We start from the raw sequence: 17,967 nt of genomic DNA, 5'->3' as shown, positions 1-17,967 counted from the left end.
GGCCATGCCACGGCCTGTCCGAAAGGACGACCAGGATCCACTCGGCCTCCTTCCCACTTCAACCATACACCAGAACCAACACACAGGATCCTCGGGTCTGCGCGTCCGCTTCGCTCCCGCTCCGCCCTAGAATGACGACCTCATGGGCGTCTTGGCTAATCTCCAAGGTTCGCGATCCTTCCCCGGCAAGCCAGTCGAGGTCCGGCCAACCGGTCATCCATTAGCCGGCTTTGGCATAAATATCCTTATACGCCTCGCGCAGCACATTCTTCTGCACCTTGCCCATCGTGTTGCGCGGCAGTTCGTCGACGAAGATCACCTGCTTCGGATGCTTGTATTTCGCCAGCCGTCCGGCGATGGCGCCGGTAATGTCGGCGGCGCTGATCGCCGAGCCCGCCTTGCGCACCACCATCGCGGTGACGCCTTCGCCGAAATCGGGATGCGGCACGCCGATCACCGCGCTTTCGCTGACGCCGTCCAGCGCGTCGATCTCGCTTTCGATCTCCTTCGGATAGACGTTGTAGCCGCCCGAGATGATCAGGTCCTTGCCGCGTCCGACGATGTGGATATAGCCGTCGGCATCGATCAGGCCGAGATCGCCGGTGATGAAGAAGCCGTCGTCGCGGAACTCGGCCCTGGTCTTGTCGGGCATGCGCCAATAGCCGGCAAAGACGTTCGGGCCCTTGACCTCGATCATGCCGATCTCGCCCCGGGGCAGCGACTTGCCGTTCTCAGGATCTGTGATGCGCAGCGAAACGCCGGGCAAGGGGAAGCCGACCGTGCCGGCGCGCCGCTCGCCGTCATAGGGGTTGGACGTGTTCATGTTGGTCTCGGTCATGCCGTAGCGCTCGAGGATGGCGTGGCCGGTGCGCTCGCGCCAGGCCTTGTGCGTCTCGGCCAAGAGCGGTGCCGAGCCGGAGATGAAGACCCGGATCGTCTTCGCCGCCTCGCGTGCCAGGCCGTCCTGCTGCAACAGCCGCACATAGAAGGTCGGCACGCCCATCAGCGCGGTCGCGCGCGGCAAGAGCGAAATGACGTGCGCCGGATCGAATTTCCGCTCGAACAGCATTTTCGCGCCGGCCATCAGGATAACGTTGGTGGCCACGAACAGCCCGTGCGTGTGGAAGATGGGCAGCGCATGGATCAGCACGTCGTCGGCGCTGAAGCGCCATTGCTCCACCAGCACGCGCGCGTTGGAGGCGAGGTTCTCGTGGGTGAGCATCGCGCCCTTGGAACGGCCAGTCGTGCCGGAAGTGTAGAGGATCGCGGCAAGATCGTCCGGCCCGCGCGCGACATTGCTGAAATCCGTCGCCTGTCGCGAAGCCTGGCTGGCCAGAGTTCCCTGTCCGTCGCGACCGAGCGTCAGCACCGTGGCGCCGATCGCCGCGGCAAGCGGTTCGATGCCCGAGAGACGGTCCGGATCGCAAACGATCAGTTTCGGCCCGGCGTCGCGGAAGAAATAGTCGAGCTCGGGCAGCGTGTAGGCGGTGTTGAGCGGCAGGAAGACCGCGCCGGCGCGTAACGAGGCGAGATAGAGCAGCGCCACTTCCGGGCTCTTCTCGACCTGGACCGCGACGCGGTCGCCGGGCTCGACGCCAGCCTGCGCCAGGGCGTGCGCCAGCTGCGCCGACTTCGCCAGCATGTCGCCATAGGTGATCGAACGGCCGTCATCCGTCTCCATCAGCAGCCGGCCGGGCGCCGGCATGCGGGAACGGAAAGCGCTGAAGAGATGATTGGTCATGAAATGTCCTCAGGGCGGACGAAGGCCGAATGGCGCATGCTTGCGCTCGCCTGAGCGAATACCAGATTTGGCGCCCGGAGCAAAAACTGCTTTGATTTTTCAATCCGCTATTTGCGGCCGCGTTGGGACTTGCCGGCCCTCGGATCATAGCCCTGGGCAAGGCGTTCCATGCACATCGCCGCGGTGAGGCGGTAGTGATTGAGAAGCGCCTCGACCGCGCCGTCGGCGTCGCCATTCAGCGTACGCTCGGCGATGATGCGGTGCTCGCCAAGATCGTCGCGCCCCGTGCCTGGCGCGTTTTGCGCGATCAGGCGGTAGCGCGAGGCCTGATCGGAAAGCTGATCGCAAAAGCCGATCAGCCAGTGTGACCGGCACGCCGCGATCAGCGCGCGATGAAAGGCGCGGTGCAGCTTCTCCCACTCCGGATTGTTGGTTGTTGGGTCATCCGGCAGGCGGCGCTCGGCGCGCGCAAGGCGGTGCAGCGCCAGCACCAGCTGCTCTTCCCACTCGGCGGTGCGGTGAGCAATGGATTCGCGCAGCGCCCGTTCCTCCAGCCAGCAGCGCGTGCGCGTCAATTCTTCCAGTTCCGCGGCGCTGACCGGCATCAGGAAGAAGCCGCGCTGGTCGTGACGGCCGAGCAGGCCCTCGGCGGCCAGGCGGTTGAGTGCCTCGCGCACCGGCGAGGCGCCGGCGCCGTAGCGGGAAACGACCCATTCGACACGCAGTTTCGTCTCGGACTCCAGAGCTCCGCGCAGCAGGTCGTCGCGCAGTTGCTGGTAGACCGAGCTGGCAAGGGTGCTTTTGCCGCCCTTGCTTTGGCCCGGCTCGGTGCTTCCGTTTGTCAATCGAACTCCTGTTGCTTGCCCCTGGTTTGCCAGGGCCCCTCGGCGAAGCAATTCCGTACATGTATCATACATCCGGGCAACGGCGCCTCAAGCGGGAAGATGACGATATTCTACTTTAAGACAAGATGGGCCGTCTATTTATTGAACAAAGTAGAATCTCGATAAAAAAGCTGGTATTCCTACACCGGTTCAGATATTGAACAGTCGTTCAATCTCTGCCTCGATTGCGCAACTTCCGCGAGAGATCGGGCAGCTATACGTTCAACTGGCGGTCCTGTCGGCAGCGGTGCGAATTGCTTCGATGTTCGCCCTATAGGCTTCCACGCTGCCGCCCTTGAAGACGGCGGCGCCCGCCACCAGTACATTGGCGCCGGCCGCGGTCACCAGCGGTGCCGTCTCGGCCGAGACGCCGCCGTCGATCTCGATGTGTATGGGCCGGCTGCCGATCAGCGCCTTCACCCGTTTCACCTTGTCGATGATCGCCGGGATGAAGGCCTGTCCGCCGAAACCAGGATTGACCGTCATGATCAGAATCAGGTCGAGCCGGTCGAGGACATATTCGATCGCCGTTTCCGGCGTAGCCGGATTGAGCGAGACGCCGGCCTTCTTGCCGAGGCTCTTGATGGTCTGCAACGAGCGGTCGAGATGCGGCCCGGCCTCGGCATGCACAGTCATGCCGTCGCACCCGGCCTCGGCGAAGGCCGCCAGGTAGGGATCGGCCGGCGCAATCATCAGATGGCAGTCGAAGAAGGCCTTGGTGCGATTGCGGATCGCCTTGATCACCGGCGGGCCGAAGGTGATGTTGGGCACGAAATGGCCGTCCATCACATCGAGATGGATCCAGTCGGCGCCGGCCGCCGCGACGGCCTCGACCTCATCGCCCAGCTTCGAAAAATCCGACGCCAGCACCGATGGCGCGATCAGGGTCTTCTTGCTCATGGCGCAAATTCTCCCGGCGGTCCTGTGCGCGTGGTCGCGCCTGTCAGGGCGACTGCCTAGAGCAATTCCAGGAGAAGTGCGAGCGCTTTTCCGTCCGGAATTGCGTGAAAACAAAGAGATAAGAAGCATGTTTTCGACGGGCGCATTGGCCCGGCTGCGTGAAGCCTTTCCTCGATGTGGAAAAGAAAACCCGCCGGATCGCTCCGGCGGGCCTCGACCTTCAGCCGCAAAGATTACGGCTTGAAGTTGTGGATGTCGGCGCCCGCCGGATCCTGCAGCATGCGCCGCGGCTGGCGCTGCGGCACCAGTTGCTGCAGCACATTCGGGTTGAGCAGGATTCCGGGGTTGATCTCTATGTCCGGCGGCCTGCGGATCGGGTAGCAATCCGGATACTGTCCGGTCGTTCCGGCCGGGCAGCGCCGCCGGGTGAAGACGGGCTGGCATTGTCCGTCGATGAACTCCGCACCCGGTGCGCATTCCACCGCCGGCTTGCGGCAGGCGCCGTTGCGGATTTCGGTCCCGCGCGGGCAGACGCAGTCACCCCGCTTGTTGTGGACCTGGCCGCGGACGGCGCACTGCTCCTGGCTCGGCCGCGGCCGCTGGCAGGCCTTGCCCCGCACCACCAGGCCGTCCGGGCAGGCGCAGTTGCCGTTGGCGTCGCGCACCTGGCCGCGGACCGGGCACTGCTTCGACACGATCGGCCGGCAGGCGCCGCCGCGCACCTCCATGCCGCTCGGGCAGACGCAATCGCCATCGGCATTGCGCGACTGGCCGCGGATACGGCACTGGGCGGGCGGCTGCCTGTCAGGCACGCAAGCCTTGGCGGCACGGTCGAGATGCGTGCCTTTCGGGCAGACGCAGCCGTCCGTCGTCAGCACTGCGCCACGGATCGTGCATTTCGGCGGGACGACCTGGCACACGCCGTTCACCAGCTCGCCGCGGCGGCAGACGCAATTGCCGTTCTGGTCGCGGTACTGGCCGGGACGCAGCGTGCATTGCGGCTCCTGCGGCTCTTCGCCCCGCACGCATTTGCCGTTTTCCAGCTCGGTGCCGCGCGGGCAGACGCAGCGTCCGTCTTCGGTGCGGATCTGGCCCTGCAGCAGGACGCAACGCTGCGGCACCGGAAGCGGCAGAAGCTTGCTCCCACCGGACGAGCATTGGCCGTCACGGAAGGTGGTGCCTTCCGGACAGACACAACGGCCGGTCGAGTTCAGCACCATTCCATACAAGCACTGGTTCTTCACCTCATGCCTGATGGTGAAGGGATGGCACGCATAGGCCTTGCCGCGATCGCCCTGCACGCCGCTCGGCATGCGCGACAGAACGTCGCCGCCGCTTTGCACCGGCGTGTTCGGCGAGAGCACGCCGACGCAGTTCTGCCCGCTGATCGTGCCCTTGAGATCGGCAAGCCGCCTGTCGTCGGGAAGGGTCACGGTGACATGGTGCTTGCGGCTTTCGCCGGCGCCGAGCGCCAGGTTGGCGATGCAGGACGCCGGCAGCGTCGCCGGCTCCGGCGAGCAGCCGAAGGGCGGCTCGATCGCGGTGATCCGGACGGCTTCCAGCCTGCCGATGCCGTCGATGCCGATCGCGTCGCCGATGCGGACCGGGCCGAAGAAGGGATTCGGCCCATCGTTCGTGATGGTGATCTCGAACGAGCATGGTTCTCCCAGCCGGCACTCGGCATCGCCGGTCTTCTCGGCGCGGATGGTCGAGCCGCCGCCGCCCTTCGCGCAGGCCTGGCCGATCGGGTAGACGATGTCGTCGCCCGGCGCCGGCCCGTAGGAGCCGCGCGCGCAATTCTCGAACGCGCTATTGCCGCTCACCGTCACGTCGAAGTGCCGGCTGGTTCCGGGCGTCATCACGGCGCCGGGAATCTGGCACGACAGCGTGTTGGCAGGCGCCGGTCCGCAGGCCCAGTCCGCACCGTCAGGGGTGACGGCCTGGATTTGCACTGGAGCGCCACCCGACAACAGCGTGGCGGCATCGCTGACCCGCACCGGTGCGGTGGGAGCGGCGGTGCCGGCATTGGTGACGGTGATGCGGCAGGAAACCGTGGCACCGGCCAGCGAGCCGTTGCAGGTCTTGGTGATGCGCAGGCCGGGCTGGCCGCCATTCGGATGGCGGATGCGCTCGGTGGCGCAAGCCTTGTTGTTGGCGAGGTCGACCTCGCCGGCAATGCCTTTCACTTCGGCACAGTTCTCCACCGTGTCCGGCCGGTAGGTTGCCGGCATCACCGCTCTGACGACGATCGGCGTCGAGGCGCCCGGAGGCAGCGAGATGCCGGCATTGTCGCAGCGGAACTGGTCGGGGCCGTTCGGTCCGCAGGCCCATGGCGGGCTCGGCCCGAAGGTCGACGAGGTCGGCGCGCCGCCGGGATAGGTGTCGATCACCGTCAGCGGCCCGTTATAGGTGCCGGTGCCGTTGTTGATGATGTCGATCACGAAAGTGCAGGCGCCGTCCGGCGTGCAGACCGGGGTGCGGGCGCGCTTCTTCAGGATAAGGTCGACCTTCTTCTCGACCGGCGGATTGCACTGTGGATCGCGATCGCCACGGCGGCAGATCGGGATCGAGGCGCAGCCGCGGTCGTTCTGCTGGCTGCCGAACAGCGGCTTGCCGCTGGCCTGGTAGTCATAGGCGGCGCAGTTGCGCAGCACGCCGCCCTGCCAGCCGCCCGCCGGCTTGAAGCCGAGCTTGAGGTTGACGGAGGCGCCGGAGTTGAGCGTGGTCGCCGGATAGGTGCAGGTCATCGGCGTCGTGCCGGGCACGCAGACCCAGGGCGCGTTCGGCCCGGAGGTCAGCACCGAGCCTGCCGGCAGCGTCACCTCGTCGAGCACGATCTTGCCGTTATAGGGAGCGTCGCCGACATTGGTGACGGTGATGGTGAAATCGCAGCCGCCGGCCATCGTGCAACGCGGCACGTCGGCATGCTTCTCGACCTTGAGGTCCGGCTCCTTGTCCTTCGGCGGACATCTGAGATCACGCGGGACGACGATGTCGATCACCTGCGTGCAGCAGAGCCCCCAGCCTTCCTTCGGCCCCGTATAGGTCTCGATGCCGGTGACGACGAGGTGGATGGTCTCGCCGGGCGAAGCGCCGATGATCTTCCAGTTCAGCACGCCGCCGCCGACCGGCACCTTTTGCATGTCGGGAACGATGCTGATGCCGGGTGTAGTCGTCGACACCTGCACCCCTTTGCCGCCCATCTCGGGTCCGACTGGCATATGGTAGATGAAGGCGCCGCCGCCGGGCACGCAGTCGACCGTGCCGTGCTCGACCTTGAAGCATTCCTTGCTGGGAGGCGGAGGCGGTGGGTTGCACTTGGTCAGGTCGATCTTGATCGAGGTCTTCACGCCGGTCAGGAAATCGCCGTCGTCGGGCTTGTCCGGATCCTGCGAGCGGATCGTTGTTGCCGGACCGCCCCTGAAGGCCACCTCGATCTCACCCTGGTTGTCGACCGTCGTCGGCACGGGAAAGGTCGCATGGTCTATCTTGGCGGTGATGCGGAAGGTGATGACGCGTTCGTTCGCGGCTCCGACGCCATCGAGGTTGGCAGCGCTGATGCGGAAGTTGGAAACGCGGGCCGTGTCGTTCGGGCTGGCCGACGTGCCGATTGAAGCAGCGGGCAGCGCTCCGCCGGAGGCGCTGGTGCCGTCGCCGGCGACATCGACGCTGACAATCTGCAGGCCGTGCGGCAGTTGGTCCTTGAAATCGAGCCTTGTCGCTTTGAGCAGGGCGGCCACGCTTGGCCGGTCGAAGTCCTGCGGGTCGCCATGGATGCCGAAGCTAAGGACATACTCGACGGAATCGCAACTTTTCTGGCTACCTTTCTTGGTGAAGAAGGGCACGATCCGCGCGAGTTCCGCATTGATGCCGCGTGACGCTGCATTGGCGCCCTGATTGGTCGCGGCCGGAGTCTGGTCCTGGGCAAGCGCCGGCAGGGCCGGCATCATGGCGACCGCGATACCGGCCGCCATCAGCCAGCGCGCGCCGCGCCTGGCATATGACAGGGGTTTCATGATCGTCTCCATGACGGTTTTCGAATGGCTCGAGACGGAGCGGGAAAGGGCGAGATTTGTCATCTGTCCCTCCCTCAACGTTCGCAGCTGACGGCTGGCGTTCTGAGCGGCAGCGTCATCTTGCAGCAAGGATAGTAGCCACCCTTGTCCTGGTCGGACTTGCGGTAGAAGCAGAGCCCGACATTGACGGTGTCGCCCGGATTATGGCCGGTGATGTCGACCGTGTAGGGCTTGCTCGGGACATGCGACATGGGGGTTGTCACCCCGACGCCGGGCGTCTGGGACTGCGCCTTGATCGAATCGCCGCCGAAGCCGGCATGGTCATGGAGATAGAGTTCGGCCCGCAGACCGCGCGGCGTGCAGTAGTAATGCACGTCCTCGACATCCACGCAGGGCGGCAGGTTGCCAGGCGGCGGGAAGTCGGGCGGATGGAACGGAGGCAGATAGCCGCCGCCGGGGATTTCCTCGTAATAGCCGGCGCGGCCTTCGCAGGGGCGCCAGACCCTGACGTCGCCGACTTGGCCCTGGACGTCCGGGTCCTCGAAATAGCCGTCGAAATCGATGAACCAGGATCCAAAAGGCGGCACGTTGGCGGGCTTGACCAGCGTGCTCGGCGTCAGCTGCACGCCATGCACGGCAAGCGGTCCGCCGGCGGCGAGCCGCTCGGCAAGCTCGGGATTGTCGCGCAACTTGTCGCCGGTGTTGACGACGGTGTCGGTGCAGACGGAAGTGTCGAGATTGCCTTCGGCGTCATAGCGATATTGCAGGTCGACGCCGCCGGCCGACTGGCGATTGCCCTGCGGGAAGCCGACGGCATATTCCTGCGGCACCTCGACCCAGGCCGATTCCGTCGTCGGATCGTCAGGCTCCTCGCGCCGGTAGCGGATCAACTCGCCTTTGCCGGACTCGGCGAAACGGCTGTAATCGTAGCGGTTCTCGATCGGGCCGCGCTGGGCGAGATACATGAAGCCTTTATTGTCGAAGGCGATGTCGGTGACGGCATAATCCTTGTCTGCCCTGACCGTCAGTTCCCAACGCGGATCGCCGGCAAAACTTCCGTCGCTCGCAATGCCGACCGACCAGATCTCTGCCTTCTCGCCGACGGAATAGAAGAGCCGTCCGCCATGATAGGCGACGGCCCAGACGCGGCGCGCATCCTGCGTATAGCCCCAGGTCTCGGGGTCTTCGCTATCGAACGCGGCAGCCTGGATGTCCATCACGGCGGCGTCGTCGGCGACCGGGGCGAGCCCATGCGCCGGACGTCCGGCAACGCCATGGTCGAAGCTGTCGATCAGATTGCCCTCGATATCGATGCGGTGAATCAGCCCGGTGTCGAGATCCGAAGCGAAGAACTCGCGATGTGTCGGATCGAAGGCGAGGTTGCCGATGCCCTGCCCGCTGTTGGTGTCGATGTCGGCGAATTTGGAGACGGCGCCCGTGATACCGTCGATCTTCCAGATCGTGCCTGGACCGCCGCCATTCTCGGTGCCGAACTGCCCGTCCATAAAGGTGGCGCCCGCGGCGCCGCGGCGCTGCCGCTCCGGACGCCCGTCGCTGTCGACGTCCGGCGTGACGATCTCGATGCCATGCAGCGAGGTCGCGGCCGCGTAGAGGTTGGGAACGCCTGACGGCACGCCGTCGCGCACGCCATCGTCATAGGCGAGGCCGAACACTTCGCCGATCTGCCCGGCCGTCACCTCGAAGGGCGGCGGCATGTTGACGAGTTGGCCGGAGGCCGGCCCGCCGAGATGCGACACGTCGAAAATGCGCAAGGATGCGCGGGACGTATCGATGAAGGTCTCGTCGACCGGGTCGACGCCGGGGAGCAGACCCTGATCGAAATTGGGAATGGTGGTGCCCGGAAAGCCGGTGACCGACATCGAACCGGGATAGATGATCTGGGTTTCCTGCGCCTTCGCCGCCCCGCCGAGCCACAAGCCGGCGGACAGCGCCAAAGCGAGAATTCCGCTGCTTGTTGCGATCGCGTGGCGCAAACGGCGGCCGTGGGAACGCAGAGGCGAGCCGCGAACACCAGACATTGAACTCCCCCCGAAGCCGCTGGAAGGAACGTCCGCCTCTACCACGCCAACCAGGGCAAGGCGCGGCGTTCCAGCACGTTCTTCCCCGATCGTAGTGTCTGTTTTCCTCTTTGTGACGATACGCCGGCTCCTGCGCAGGGTCAACGGAATCAGCCGGAAGCTCAGCGCGTCGACCCCTTCCCGAAGGCGGTGATCGCGCTGGGTTCCCGTTGTTCCCGGAGACCGCGAAGTCTCTGGGTTTCTGGTCATGGCGGCTTCCTTTCCGGGCCGCGCCATTGCGGCGCCTGACCGTCAGTCGCCGGCTGGCGGGGAAAGGTTCATGGGCGGAGCGGAAAGCGCTTGGCCGTCGGGTGTTACCAAATCCAGTCGCCCCGGCCGAGCACCGAAACCGCCTCGACGATGCGGGTGAAGCTCGTCCGCGCCCGGCCGACCATGTGCCGGGCCCTGAGGTAGCCGTGCACCAGCCCAGGCTCCTCGAACCAGGTGGCGTGTCCGCCGGCCGCGACGACACGGTCGCGATAGGCTTCGCCGTCGGACGACAGCGGGTCGCATTCGGCGGTGATCAGCACCGTTGGCGGCAGGTTTGCGAAATCGGCGTCGGCAAGCGGGTAGAGCGTGATGTCGCCGGTCCGGTCCACGCCGCCAGTTCGGATATGCTTGTAGAAGTCGAGATCGCGCGCCGTCAGCATCGGCGCCTCGGCATGGGTCACGTAGGAGCCGCGCGAATGGTCGCCGCCAAGGCTAGGATAGATCAGCACTTGGCCGATCGGCTTTTTCTTGTGGCCGCGCGTTGCGTGACTGACGGCCGCGCAGAGATTGCCGCCAGCGCTGTCGCCGCAGAGCACGATCGCGCAGTCATAGGTCTCGGCGGCCCATTCGAAGGCATCCATGGCGTCGTCGAAGGCCGCCGGATGCAGATGCTCCGGCGCAAGCCGGTAATCGAGTGAAACCACATCGAAGCCGGTGCGGGCGCAAAGCTCGGCGCAGACATCGTCATGGCTGTCCAGCCCGCCAAGGATGAAGCCGCCGCCATGAAGGTATAGCACCGTCGCGGCGTTGTTCGGGGCGGCGTTGCGGTAGATGCGGATCGAGATGCTGTTGGTTGGTGCGGCAGCGGCAGTCGTCTCCGCCGTCACCCCTTGCGGATATCCGGCGAAGAACTCACGGCACATCCGGTCGTAGACCGCGCGCTGCTCTTCGATCGTGTAGTCGATCGTGTCCGGCGGATAGTAGGAGTTGGTCTTCTCGATGAAGGCCCAGGTTTCTGCGTCGATGAGAGTTTTGTAGTCGGTCATCGCGGTTGGACCGACTTTGAAGATCGAGCCCAGTCACCCCCCTCTGGCCTGCCGGCCATCTCCCCCGCAAGGGGGGAGATTGGATGTCGCGAAGGCTTTCGCCAATCGCGGATGTTGGAGGAGAGGTGCCGGCGACGAACCTGCCAATCTCCCCCCTTGCGGGGGAGATGGCCGGCAGGCCAGAGGGGGGTGCCTCGCGCCGTCATCTCCGATGTTATCGTCCCTTCCAAACCGGCTCGCGCTTCTCCGCGAAAGCGCGGAACCCTTCCATATTGTCTTCCGACCCGTAGAGCTTGTCGACCGTCGGCAGCTGCCGGCGCGTCACCTTGTTCATGGCGTCCTGGAAGGTCAGCGCCTCGGCCACGCGAGCCGTCTCCTTGATCGCGGCGAAGACCAGCGGTGGGCCGCTGGCCAGAAGCCGGGCAATCTCCCAGACGCGCTGCTCAAGCTTTTCCTTGGGCAGCACTTCGTTGACCAAGCCCCAGCGATGCGCCTCGGCGACATCCATCCAGCGGCCGGTGAACAGAAGGTCCATGGCGATATGGTAGGGAATGCGCTTCGGCAGCTTGATCGTCGCGGCGTCGGCCAGCGTGCCGGCGCGAATCTCGGGCAGCGCGAAGGAGGAATGGTCGGAGGCGTAGATGAGGTCGCAGGACAGCGCCAGCTCGAAGCCGCCGCCAACCGCCATGCCGTTGACGCAGGCGATCACCGGCTTGTTCAGGTCGCGTAACTCCTGCAGCCCGGCAAAGCCGCCGACGCCATAGTCGCCGTCGACCGCATCGCCGGCGGCCGCCGCCTTCAGGTCCCAGCCGGCGCTGAAGAACTTGTCGCCGGCGGTCTTCACGATGGCGACGCGCAGCTCCGGATCGTCCCGGAACGCCTTGAAGGTCTTGCCCATCAGCCGCGACGTCTTGAGGTCGATCGCATTGGCCTTCGGCCGGTCGAGCGTGACTTCGAGGATCGCCCCTTCGCGGCGGGTGGTGATGACGTCAGCCATTCTTCTTTTCTCCAAGCACGAGCAGGGCATCCGCGATCCAGGCGCCCTTGCCTTTAGCGCAGACGATCAGCGGGTTGATGTCGAGTTCCTCGATCTCGCCCTCGTTCTTCTGCACGAAGTCGGCAATGCCGGCGATGGCGTCGATGGCGGCGTCGACGTCGGCCCTGGGCCGGCCGCGATAGCCTTCGAGGAGAGGATAGAGCTTGAGCCCACGCAATGCCGCCTCGATGTCGTCGCGGGTCGCCGGCAGCATCAGGGTCACGCTGTCGCGTAAAAGCTCGACCAGCACGCCGCCGGTGCCGAGCGTCATCACCACGCCGAACATCGGATCGCGGGTGAAGCCGACGATCAACTCGGCGACGCCGTCGCGCACCATGCGCTCGGCATAGAGCCCGGTGCCGAGCGGCAGCAAATCATGCGCGGCGGCGCTGACGGATTCGGCGTCCTTGAGGTTCAGCCTGACAGCGCCGACTTCCGACTTGTGCGTGACACCGAGCGCCTTGAGAGCCACCGGGAAGCCCAGCGTCATGGACGAGATCACCGCCTCGACGGCATTGGAGGCGCGCTCGCCCTTCGGCACCGGCAGTCCGGCCTTGATCAGCCTCTCCTTGGCTTCGGCTTCGTCCGGCGTCACGCGCTTGGCTTCGGCCGCGCCTGCCGCGGTGGTGTCGACCGGTTGCGCCTGCGGCTCGCGCCAGGCCCAGCCGATGAAGGCGGCGGCCTGGGCGGCGTCCATGGCTTCCGGGATGCCGAACAACGGCACCATGCCGCGCGCCATCAGGCCGGCGGTGTATTCCTCCGGCAGGTTTTCCGGCAGCGAGGAGACGATCGCGCCTTGCGCCTTGTTGGTCTTCAGCGCCGCCTCGAAGGCGCGCAGCGTCGCCCACCAGTCGACGTCGGAACAGCGGTCCGGGCGCGGGAAGTCGAGTACCAGCATGTTGAGGTCGAAGCCGCCCGACACCATGGCGGTGAAGGTGGCCGTCATCGCCGGCTCGTTGTTCCAGATGAAGGTGTGGTAGTCGAGCGGATTGGCGACGGCGACCAGCGGCCCGAGCGTCGATTTGACATGCGCGCGGTGCTCGGCCGTCAGTGCCGGAAAATGCACCCAGCGCCCCTCGGCGCTGTCGGCCATCACCGAAGCCTCGCCGCCGGAGCAGCTCATCGACGAAAGCTTGTAGCCGGGCAGGGGGCCGATGATGTGCAGCAGCTTCAGTGCCTCGATGAAGGCCGGAATGGAATCGACGCGCGCAATGCCGAGCCGCTTCAGGAACGCGCCGGAGGCGGCGTCCGAGCCGGCCAGCGAAGCGGTGTGCGACACCGTCGCCTGCCTTGCCTGCTCTGAGCGGCCGACCTTCATGGCGATGATCGGCTTCTTCAATTCGCGCGCGCGGGCCGCCAGCTTCTCGAAGCCGGCGACCGAATCGAAGGCCTCGATATGCAGGCCGAGCGAGGTGACGCGCTCGTCCTCGATCAGGCCGAGCGCCATTTCGGAGAGGCCGGTCTGCGCCTGGTTGCCGGCGGTCATCAGGAAGGCGATCGGCAGCCCGCGCTTCTGCATCGTCATGTTGATGGCGATGTTGGACGACTGGGTGATGATGGCGACCCCCCTGCCGCCCTCGGGCAGCCTGATCCCGCCATGCTGGTCGGGCCAAAGCAACGCGCCGTCGGCATAGTTGATCAGGCCGTAGCAGTTTGGACCGATGATCGGCATCTGGCCGGCGGCGGCAACGAGCTCGGCCTGCAGCCGCTCGCCGTCCTCGTCATAGGCCTCGGTCTCCAGGAAGCCGGCCGCGAAGCAGACGGCGCCGCCGGCGCCGCGCTCGGCCAGCGCCTTGATCACCTCGATGGTGAGATGCCGGTTGACGCCGACAAAGGCGGCGTCCGGCGCGCCCGGCAGGTCGGCGACGGAGCGGTAGGCCTTGCGGCCGGCGACCTCGTCCTTGGTCGGATGCACCGGCCAGATTTCGCCGGCAAAGCCCATCTTGATCGACTGGGCCACGACGGCGGCGGCCTGTGCCCCGCCGAACACGGCGATCGATTTCGGGCGCAGGAGACGTTCGAGTTTATGCATGGCCATCTTTTCGTTTGAGCGCGATCTTGTCCAAGGCCGGATCCGGGCCTTGGCGTATCATGCTCTAAGCTCCGAACGGACGCAGCAGCGCCCGCGAAATAATATGTCGCTGAATCTCCGACGTGCCTTCCCAGATGCGCTCGACGCGGGCGTCGCGCCAGATGCGCTCCAGGGGCAGGTCGTCCATAAGTCCCATACCGCCATGGATCTGGATGGCCTCGTCTGCGACGAAGGCCAGCATCTCGGTGGCCTTCAGCTTGGCCATCGCCATGTCCTGGTCGGTGACGGTGCCCTGATCGTATTTCCAGCCGGCTTCGAAGACCATCAGGTCCGCGGCCTTCAATTCCGTCGCCATGTCGGCGAGCTTGAACGACACGCCCTGGAACTTGCCGATCTGCTGGCCGAACTGCTGGCGCTGTGCTGCATATTCGATGGCGTGCGAGAGCGCGCGTTCGGCACGGCCAAGGCAGGTGGCGCCAACCTGGAGACGCGTGGCGCCGAGCCAGGAGTTGGCGACATCGAAGCCCTTATGCACTTCGCCGAGCACCTGGGAAGCCGGTAGCCGGCAATCGTCGAATTCGAGGATCGAATTGGTGTAGCCGCGATGCGAGACATTGCGATAGCCGTCGCGTACCGTGAAGCCTTTGGTGCCCTTGTCGACGAAGAAGGCGGTGATCTTCTTGCGCCTGCCGCGCGGCGAATCCTCTTCGCCCGAAGCCATGAACACGATGGCGAAGTCGGCGATGTCGGCATGCGAGATGAAGTGCTTGGTGCCGTTGAGCACCCAGTCCGAGCCGTCCTGCACCGCGGTCGCCTTCATGCCGCGCAGGTCGGAGCCGGCGCCGGGCTCCGTCATCGCCAGGCAGTCCCACTTCTCGCCGCGGATGCAGGGAAAGAGATATTTCTCGCGCTGTTCCGGCGTGCCGGCGAGCAGGATGTTGGAGGGACGCGCCACACAGGTCCAGTGCAGCGCGTAGTTGGCGCGGCCAAGCTCCTTCTCATAAAGCAGCCAGCTCACCGTATCGAGGCCGGCGCCGCCGACATCGGTCGGCATGTTGGCGGCATAAAGCCCGGCCCCGATCGCCTTCGCCTTCAATTCGTCGATCAGCTCGCGGCGCAGCTCGCCGGTACGCTCCACCTCGCGCTCATGCGGGTAGAGCTCGTTCTCGACGAAGGCGCGCGTCGTCTCGACGATGAGCTTCTGTTCTTCCGAAAGACCGAAATTCATCGCCTCAACCCTTCTTCTTGCCCTTCTTCGCCTTATCGGCCTTGGCTGGCTTCCCAGCCTTTGTCGGCTTTTCAGCCTTTGCCGGTTTTGCGGCTTTCTTCGCCGGCTTGGCCTTCGCGGGAGCCTTGGTGGAGGCCTTTTTCGCCGCCAGCTTGGCAAGCTGCCTGGTATAGTCCTTGTGCAGCGCGCCGGCGCCCCAGCCCTTGCCCTTGTTCTGCTTCGACAGCGCTTCCATGATCGCTACCAGATTGTCGTCGCGGATCTTCTCCAGTTCGCGGATCGACAGCCCATGCGCCTGCTCGTCCGACTGCGTGGCGATCAGGTCGACCAGCTCGTCGTTGAACTCGGGCACGTCCATCAGCTTGGTCCACGGCCATTTCAGGCAAGGCCCGAACTGCGCCATGAAATGGCGCATGCCGGCCTCGCCGCCGGCGACGCGATAGACCTGAAACATGCCCATCTGAGCCCAGCGCAGGCCGAAGGAATAGCGCATGATGTCGTCGAGTTCCTCGACGGTGCAGATGCCGTCCTTGACCAGCCAAAGCGCCTCGCGCCAGGCGGCTTCGAGCAGGCGGTCGCCGACAAAGGCCTCGATCTCCTTGCGCACCACCACCGGCTTCATGCCGATCGAGGCGTAAAGCTCCTTGGCCACCTCGATCGCTTCGGGGAAGGTCTGCTCGCCGCCGACGATCTCGACCAGCGGCAGCAGATAGACCGGGTTGAACGGATGGCCGACCACCAGCCGCTCGGGATGCTTCTTCATCGCCACCTGCATGTCGGTCGGCTTGATGCCGGAGGTGGACGAGCCGACGATGGCGTTGGCCGGCGCATGCTGGTCGATCTCGGCCAGCACCTTGTGCTTGAGGTCGAGCCGCTCCGGCACGCTTTCCTGGATGAAATCAGCGTCGGCCACCGCCTCGGCGATCGTCTTGGCGAAGGTGAGCTTGCCTTCCTTGGGCAGGCCGCCGGGCAGCATCTGCCTATAGGCGCGGCGCGCGCCCTTCATCACTTCGCCAACCTTGCGCGACGCTTCCGGATCCGGATCGAAGATCGAGACGTCGATGCCATTCAGCAGCAGCCGCGCCACCCAGCCGGCGCCGATGACGCCGCCGCCGATGGCGGCCGCCTTGTTGATGATGCTCATGGTCAGGCTCCGGTTCTCGTCTTGGCTGTTTCGGGATCTGTGAGGGCCACGCGCTCGCCGGCGCGGATCACCGCCGGGTCGTAGGCCTTGCGGGCGAACACTTCGAGCACGAAGGGCCGGAAGAACTCGACCGGCAGCGTCTCATAGTCGGGGTCGAAGCTCGACTGGTCCCAGCGCTCGCAGAACTGGTCGCAGTCATCGAAATAGAGGTGGCCGGCGAAGCGGTCGCGGGCATGCCGGTTGCCGCCCAGGTGATGCGCGTAATAGAGGCGCTGGAAGTCGCCATGCTTTTCCACCACCCAGGTGCATTGCTCGCGCACGAAGGGTTTTAGGATCGTCGCGGCATATTCGTCATGATTGTAGGGTGCGTAGATGTCGCCGATGTCGTGCAACAGCGCTGAGACGATCCAGTCGGTGTCGGCTCCATCCTTCCAGGCGCGCGTCGCCGCCTGCAGCGAATGGCCGAGCCGGGTGATCTTATAGCCCGACAGACCTTCGTCCAGCTGCACGAGCGCGTCGAGCAGCCGGTCGCCGGTCTTGGCGGCGTAGTCGATCTCATGGGCGGTCAGGAATTCATAATCTTCCCTGTCGCCGTCCTTCATAGCGGTGAATTTGACGGTAGCCATGCTCAACTCCCGGTGTATTGTTTGAGCATGATCTTGTCCGAAAACCGGTACCCACTTTTCGGGATCATGCTTAAGCCGCGGCAGCGATCGGCGCCCGCTTGGTGAGGTTGAGCTTCTTGCGCACTTCTTCCGGCCCAAGGATTCTGGCGCCGAGATTGGTGACGATGCTGGCCGCGCGTTCGACGAGCTGCGCGTTGGTGGCCAAAACGCCCTTGTCGAGCCACAGATTGTCCTCCAGGCCGACGCGGACATTGCCGCCGGCAAGCACAGCCGCCGCCGCATAGGCCATCTGGTTACGGCCGATCGAGAAGGCCGACCAGTTCCAGGTCGAGGGCACGTTGTTGACCATCGCCATGAAGGTGTTGAGGTCGTCCGGCGCACCCCACGGCACACCCATGCAGAGCTGCACTAGCGCGTCCGGGTTGAGCACCTTTTCCTCGACCAACTGCTTGGCGAACCATAGATGGCCGGTATCGAAGGCCTCGATCTCGGGCTTCACGCCCAGCGCCGTCATCATGCCGCCCATGGCGCGCAGCATGCCTGGCGTGTTGGTCATCACATAATCGGCCTCGGCGAAATTCATCGTGCCGCAATCAAGCGTGCAGATTTCCGGCAGGCACTGGCGCACATGCTCCATGCGGTTGGAGGCGCCGCCCATGTCGGTGCCCTTGTCGTTGAGCGGCAGCGGGGCTTCCGGCGAGCCGAACACCATGTCGCCACCCATGCCGGCAGTGAGGTTCAGCACCACGTCGACGTTCGCCTCGCGGATGCGCTCGGTCACCTCGCGGTAGAGATGCACGTCACGCCTGGGCTTGCCGGTCTCGGGGTCGCGCACATGGCAATGGACGATCGCCGCACCCGCCTTGGCGGCGTCGATCGCTGAATCGGCGATCTGCTTGGGCGAGCGCGGCACATGCGGGCTGCGGTCCTGCGTGCCGCCGGAGCCGGTCACGGCACAGGTAATGAAGACCTCGCGGTTCATCGCAAGCGGCATCTTGATCCTCCCAGATTCGATCGGCCATGCAT

12 protein-coding genes are annotated in these 17,967 nt (G+C 65.3%); all 12 read right to left on the bottom strand.

Annotated features, from left to right (window positions below; translation table 11 throughout):
- Positions 1 to 220 precede the first annotated feature (220 nt).
- Positions 221 to 1,741 (bottom strand): malonate--CoA ligase, encoded by a 1,521-nt coding sequence (locus tag O7A05_RS28625; protein WP_337096459.1) that lies wholly within the window; start codon positions 1,739 to 1,741, stop codon positions 221 to 223.
- Between the two features lie 107 nt (positions 1,742 to 1,848).
- Positions 1,849 to 2,586, bottom strand: coding sequence for a GntR family transcriptional regulator (locus O7A05_RS28620; protein ID WP_337096457.1), 738 nt, complete (start codon positions 2,584 to 2,586; stop codon positions 1,849 to 1,851).
- 261 nt (positions 2,587 to 2,847) lie between these two features.
- Complete coding sequence (gene rpe / locus O7A05_RS28615) at positions 2,848 to 3,525, bottom strand: ribulose-phosphate 3-epimerase (protein WP_337096456.1); 678 nt, start codon at positions 3,523 to 3,525, stop codon at positions 2,848 to 2,850.
- A gap of 233 nt (positions 3,526 to 3,758) precedes the next feature.
- Positions 3,759 to 7,604, bottom strand: coding sequence for a DUF7929 domain-containing protein (locus tag O7A05_RS28610; protein WP_337096455.1), 3,846 nt, complete (start codon positions 7,602 to 7,604; stop codon positions 3,759 to 3,761).
- 11 nt (positions 7,605 to 7,615) lie between these two features.
- A complete protein-coding gene (locus O7A05_RS28605; RefSeq protein ID WP_337096454.1) occupies positions 7,616 to 9,856 on the bottom strand; it encodes a hypothetical protein in 2,241 nt (746 codons plus the stop codon).
- 77 nt (positions 9,857 to 9,933) lie between these two features.
- On the bottom strand, positions 9,934 to 10,875 hold the full coding sequence (locus tag O7A05_RS28600) for an alpha/beta hydrolase (protein WP_337096453.1): 942 nt from the start codon (positions 10,873 to 10,875) through the stop codon (positions 9,934 to 9,936).
- A gap of 214 nt (positions 10,876 to 11,089) precedes the next feature.
- On the bottom strand, positions 11,090 to 11,872 hold the full coding sequence (locus O7A05_RS28595; protein ID WP_337096452.1) for a carnitinyl-CoA dehydratase: 783 nt from the start codon (positions 11,870 to 11,872) through the stop codon (positions 11,090 to 11,092).
- Positions 11,865 to 13,943: an acetate--CoA ligase family protein gene (locus O7A05_RS28590; protein ID WP_337096451.1), complete on the bottom strand. Its 2,079-nt coding sequence runs from the start codon at positions 13,941 to 13,943 to the stop codon at positions 11,865 to 11,867. The genes O7A05_RS28595 and O7A05_RS28590 overlap by 8 nt, the downstream gene beginning before the upstream one ends.
- A 64-nt stretch (positions 13,944 to 14,007) precedes the next feature.
- Positions 14,008 to 15,171 (bottom strand): acyl-CoA dehydrogenase family protein, encoded by a 1,164-nt coding sequence (locus O7A05_RS28585; protein WP_337096450.1) that lies wholly within the window; start codon positions 15,169 to 15,171, stop codon positions 14,008 to 14,010.
- A gap of 4 nt (positions 15,172 to 15,175) precedes the next feature.
- The gene (locus O7A05_RS28580) at positions 15,176 to 16,315 is read right to left on the bottom strand and encodes a carnitine 3-dehydrogenase (protein WP_337096449.1); all 1,140 of its coding nucleotides are present in this window, start codon (positions 16,313 to 16,315) and stop codon (positions 15,176 to 15,178) included.
- Positions 16,316 to 16,317: 2 nt separating this feature from the next.
- Entirely contained in the window at positions 16,318 to 16,941 is a 624-nt protein-coding gene (locus O7A05_RS28575; RefSeq protein WP_337096448.1) for an HD domain-containing protein, read from the bottom strand.
- A gap of 70 nt (positions 16,942 to 17,011) precedes the next feature.
- Positions 17,012 to 17,935, bottom strand: a complete 924-nt coding sequence (gene bcoG / locus O7A05_RS28570; protein ID WP_337096447.1) for a 3-dehydrocarnitine:acetyl-CoA trimethylamine transferase BcoG — start codon at positions 17,933 to 17,935, stop codon at positions 17,012 to 17,014.
- Positions 17,936 to 17,967: the final 32 nt, after the last annotated feature.

Source organism: Mesorhizobium argentiipisi (SeqCode) (genome assembly GCF_037179585.1).
Classification (GTDB): domain Bacteria; phylum Pseudomonadota; class Alphaproteobacteria; order Rhizobiales; family Rhizobiaceae; genus Mesorhizobium; species Mesorhizobium argentiipisi.
This window is presented reverse-complemented; position numbering and strand designations above follow the sequence as displayed.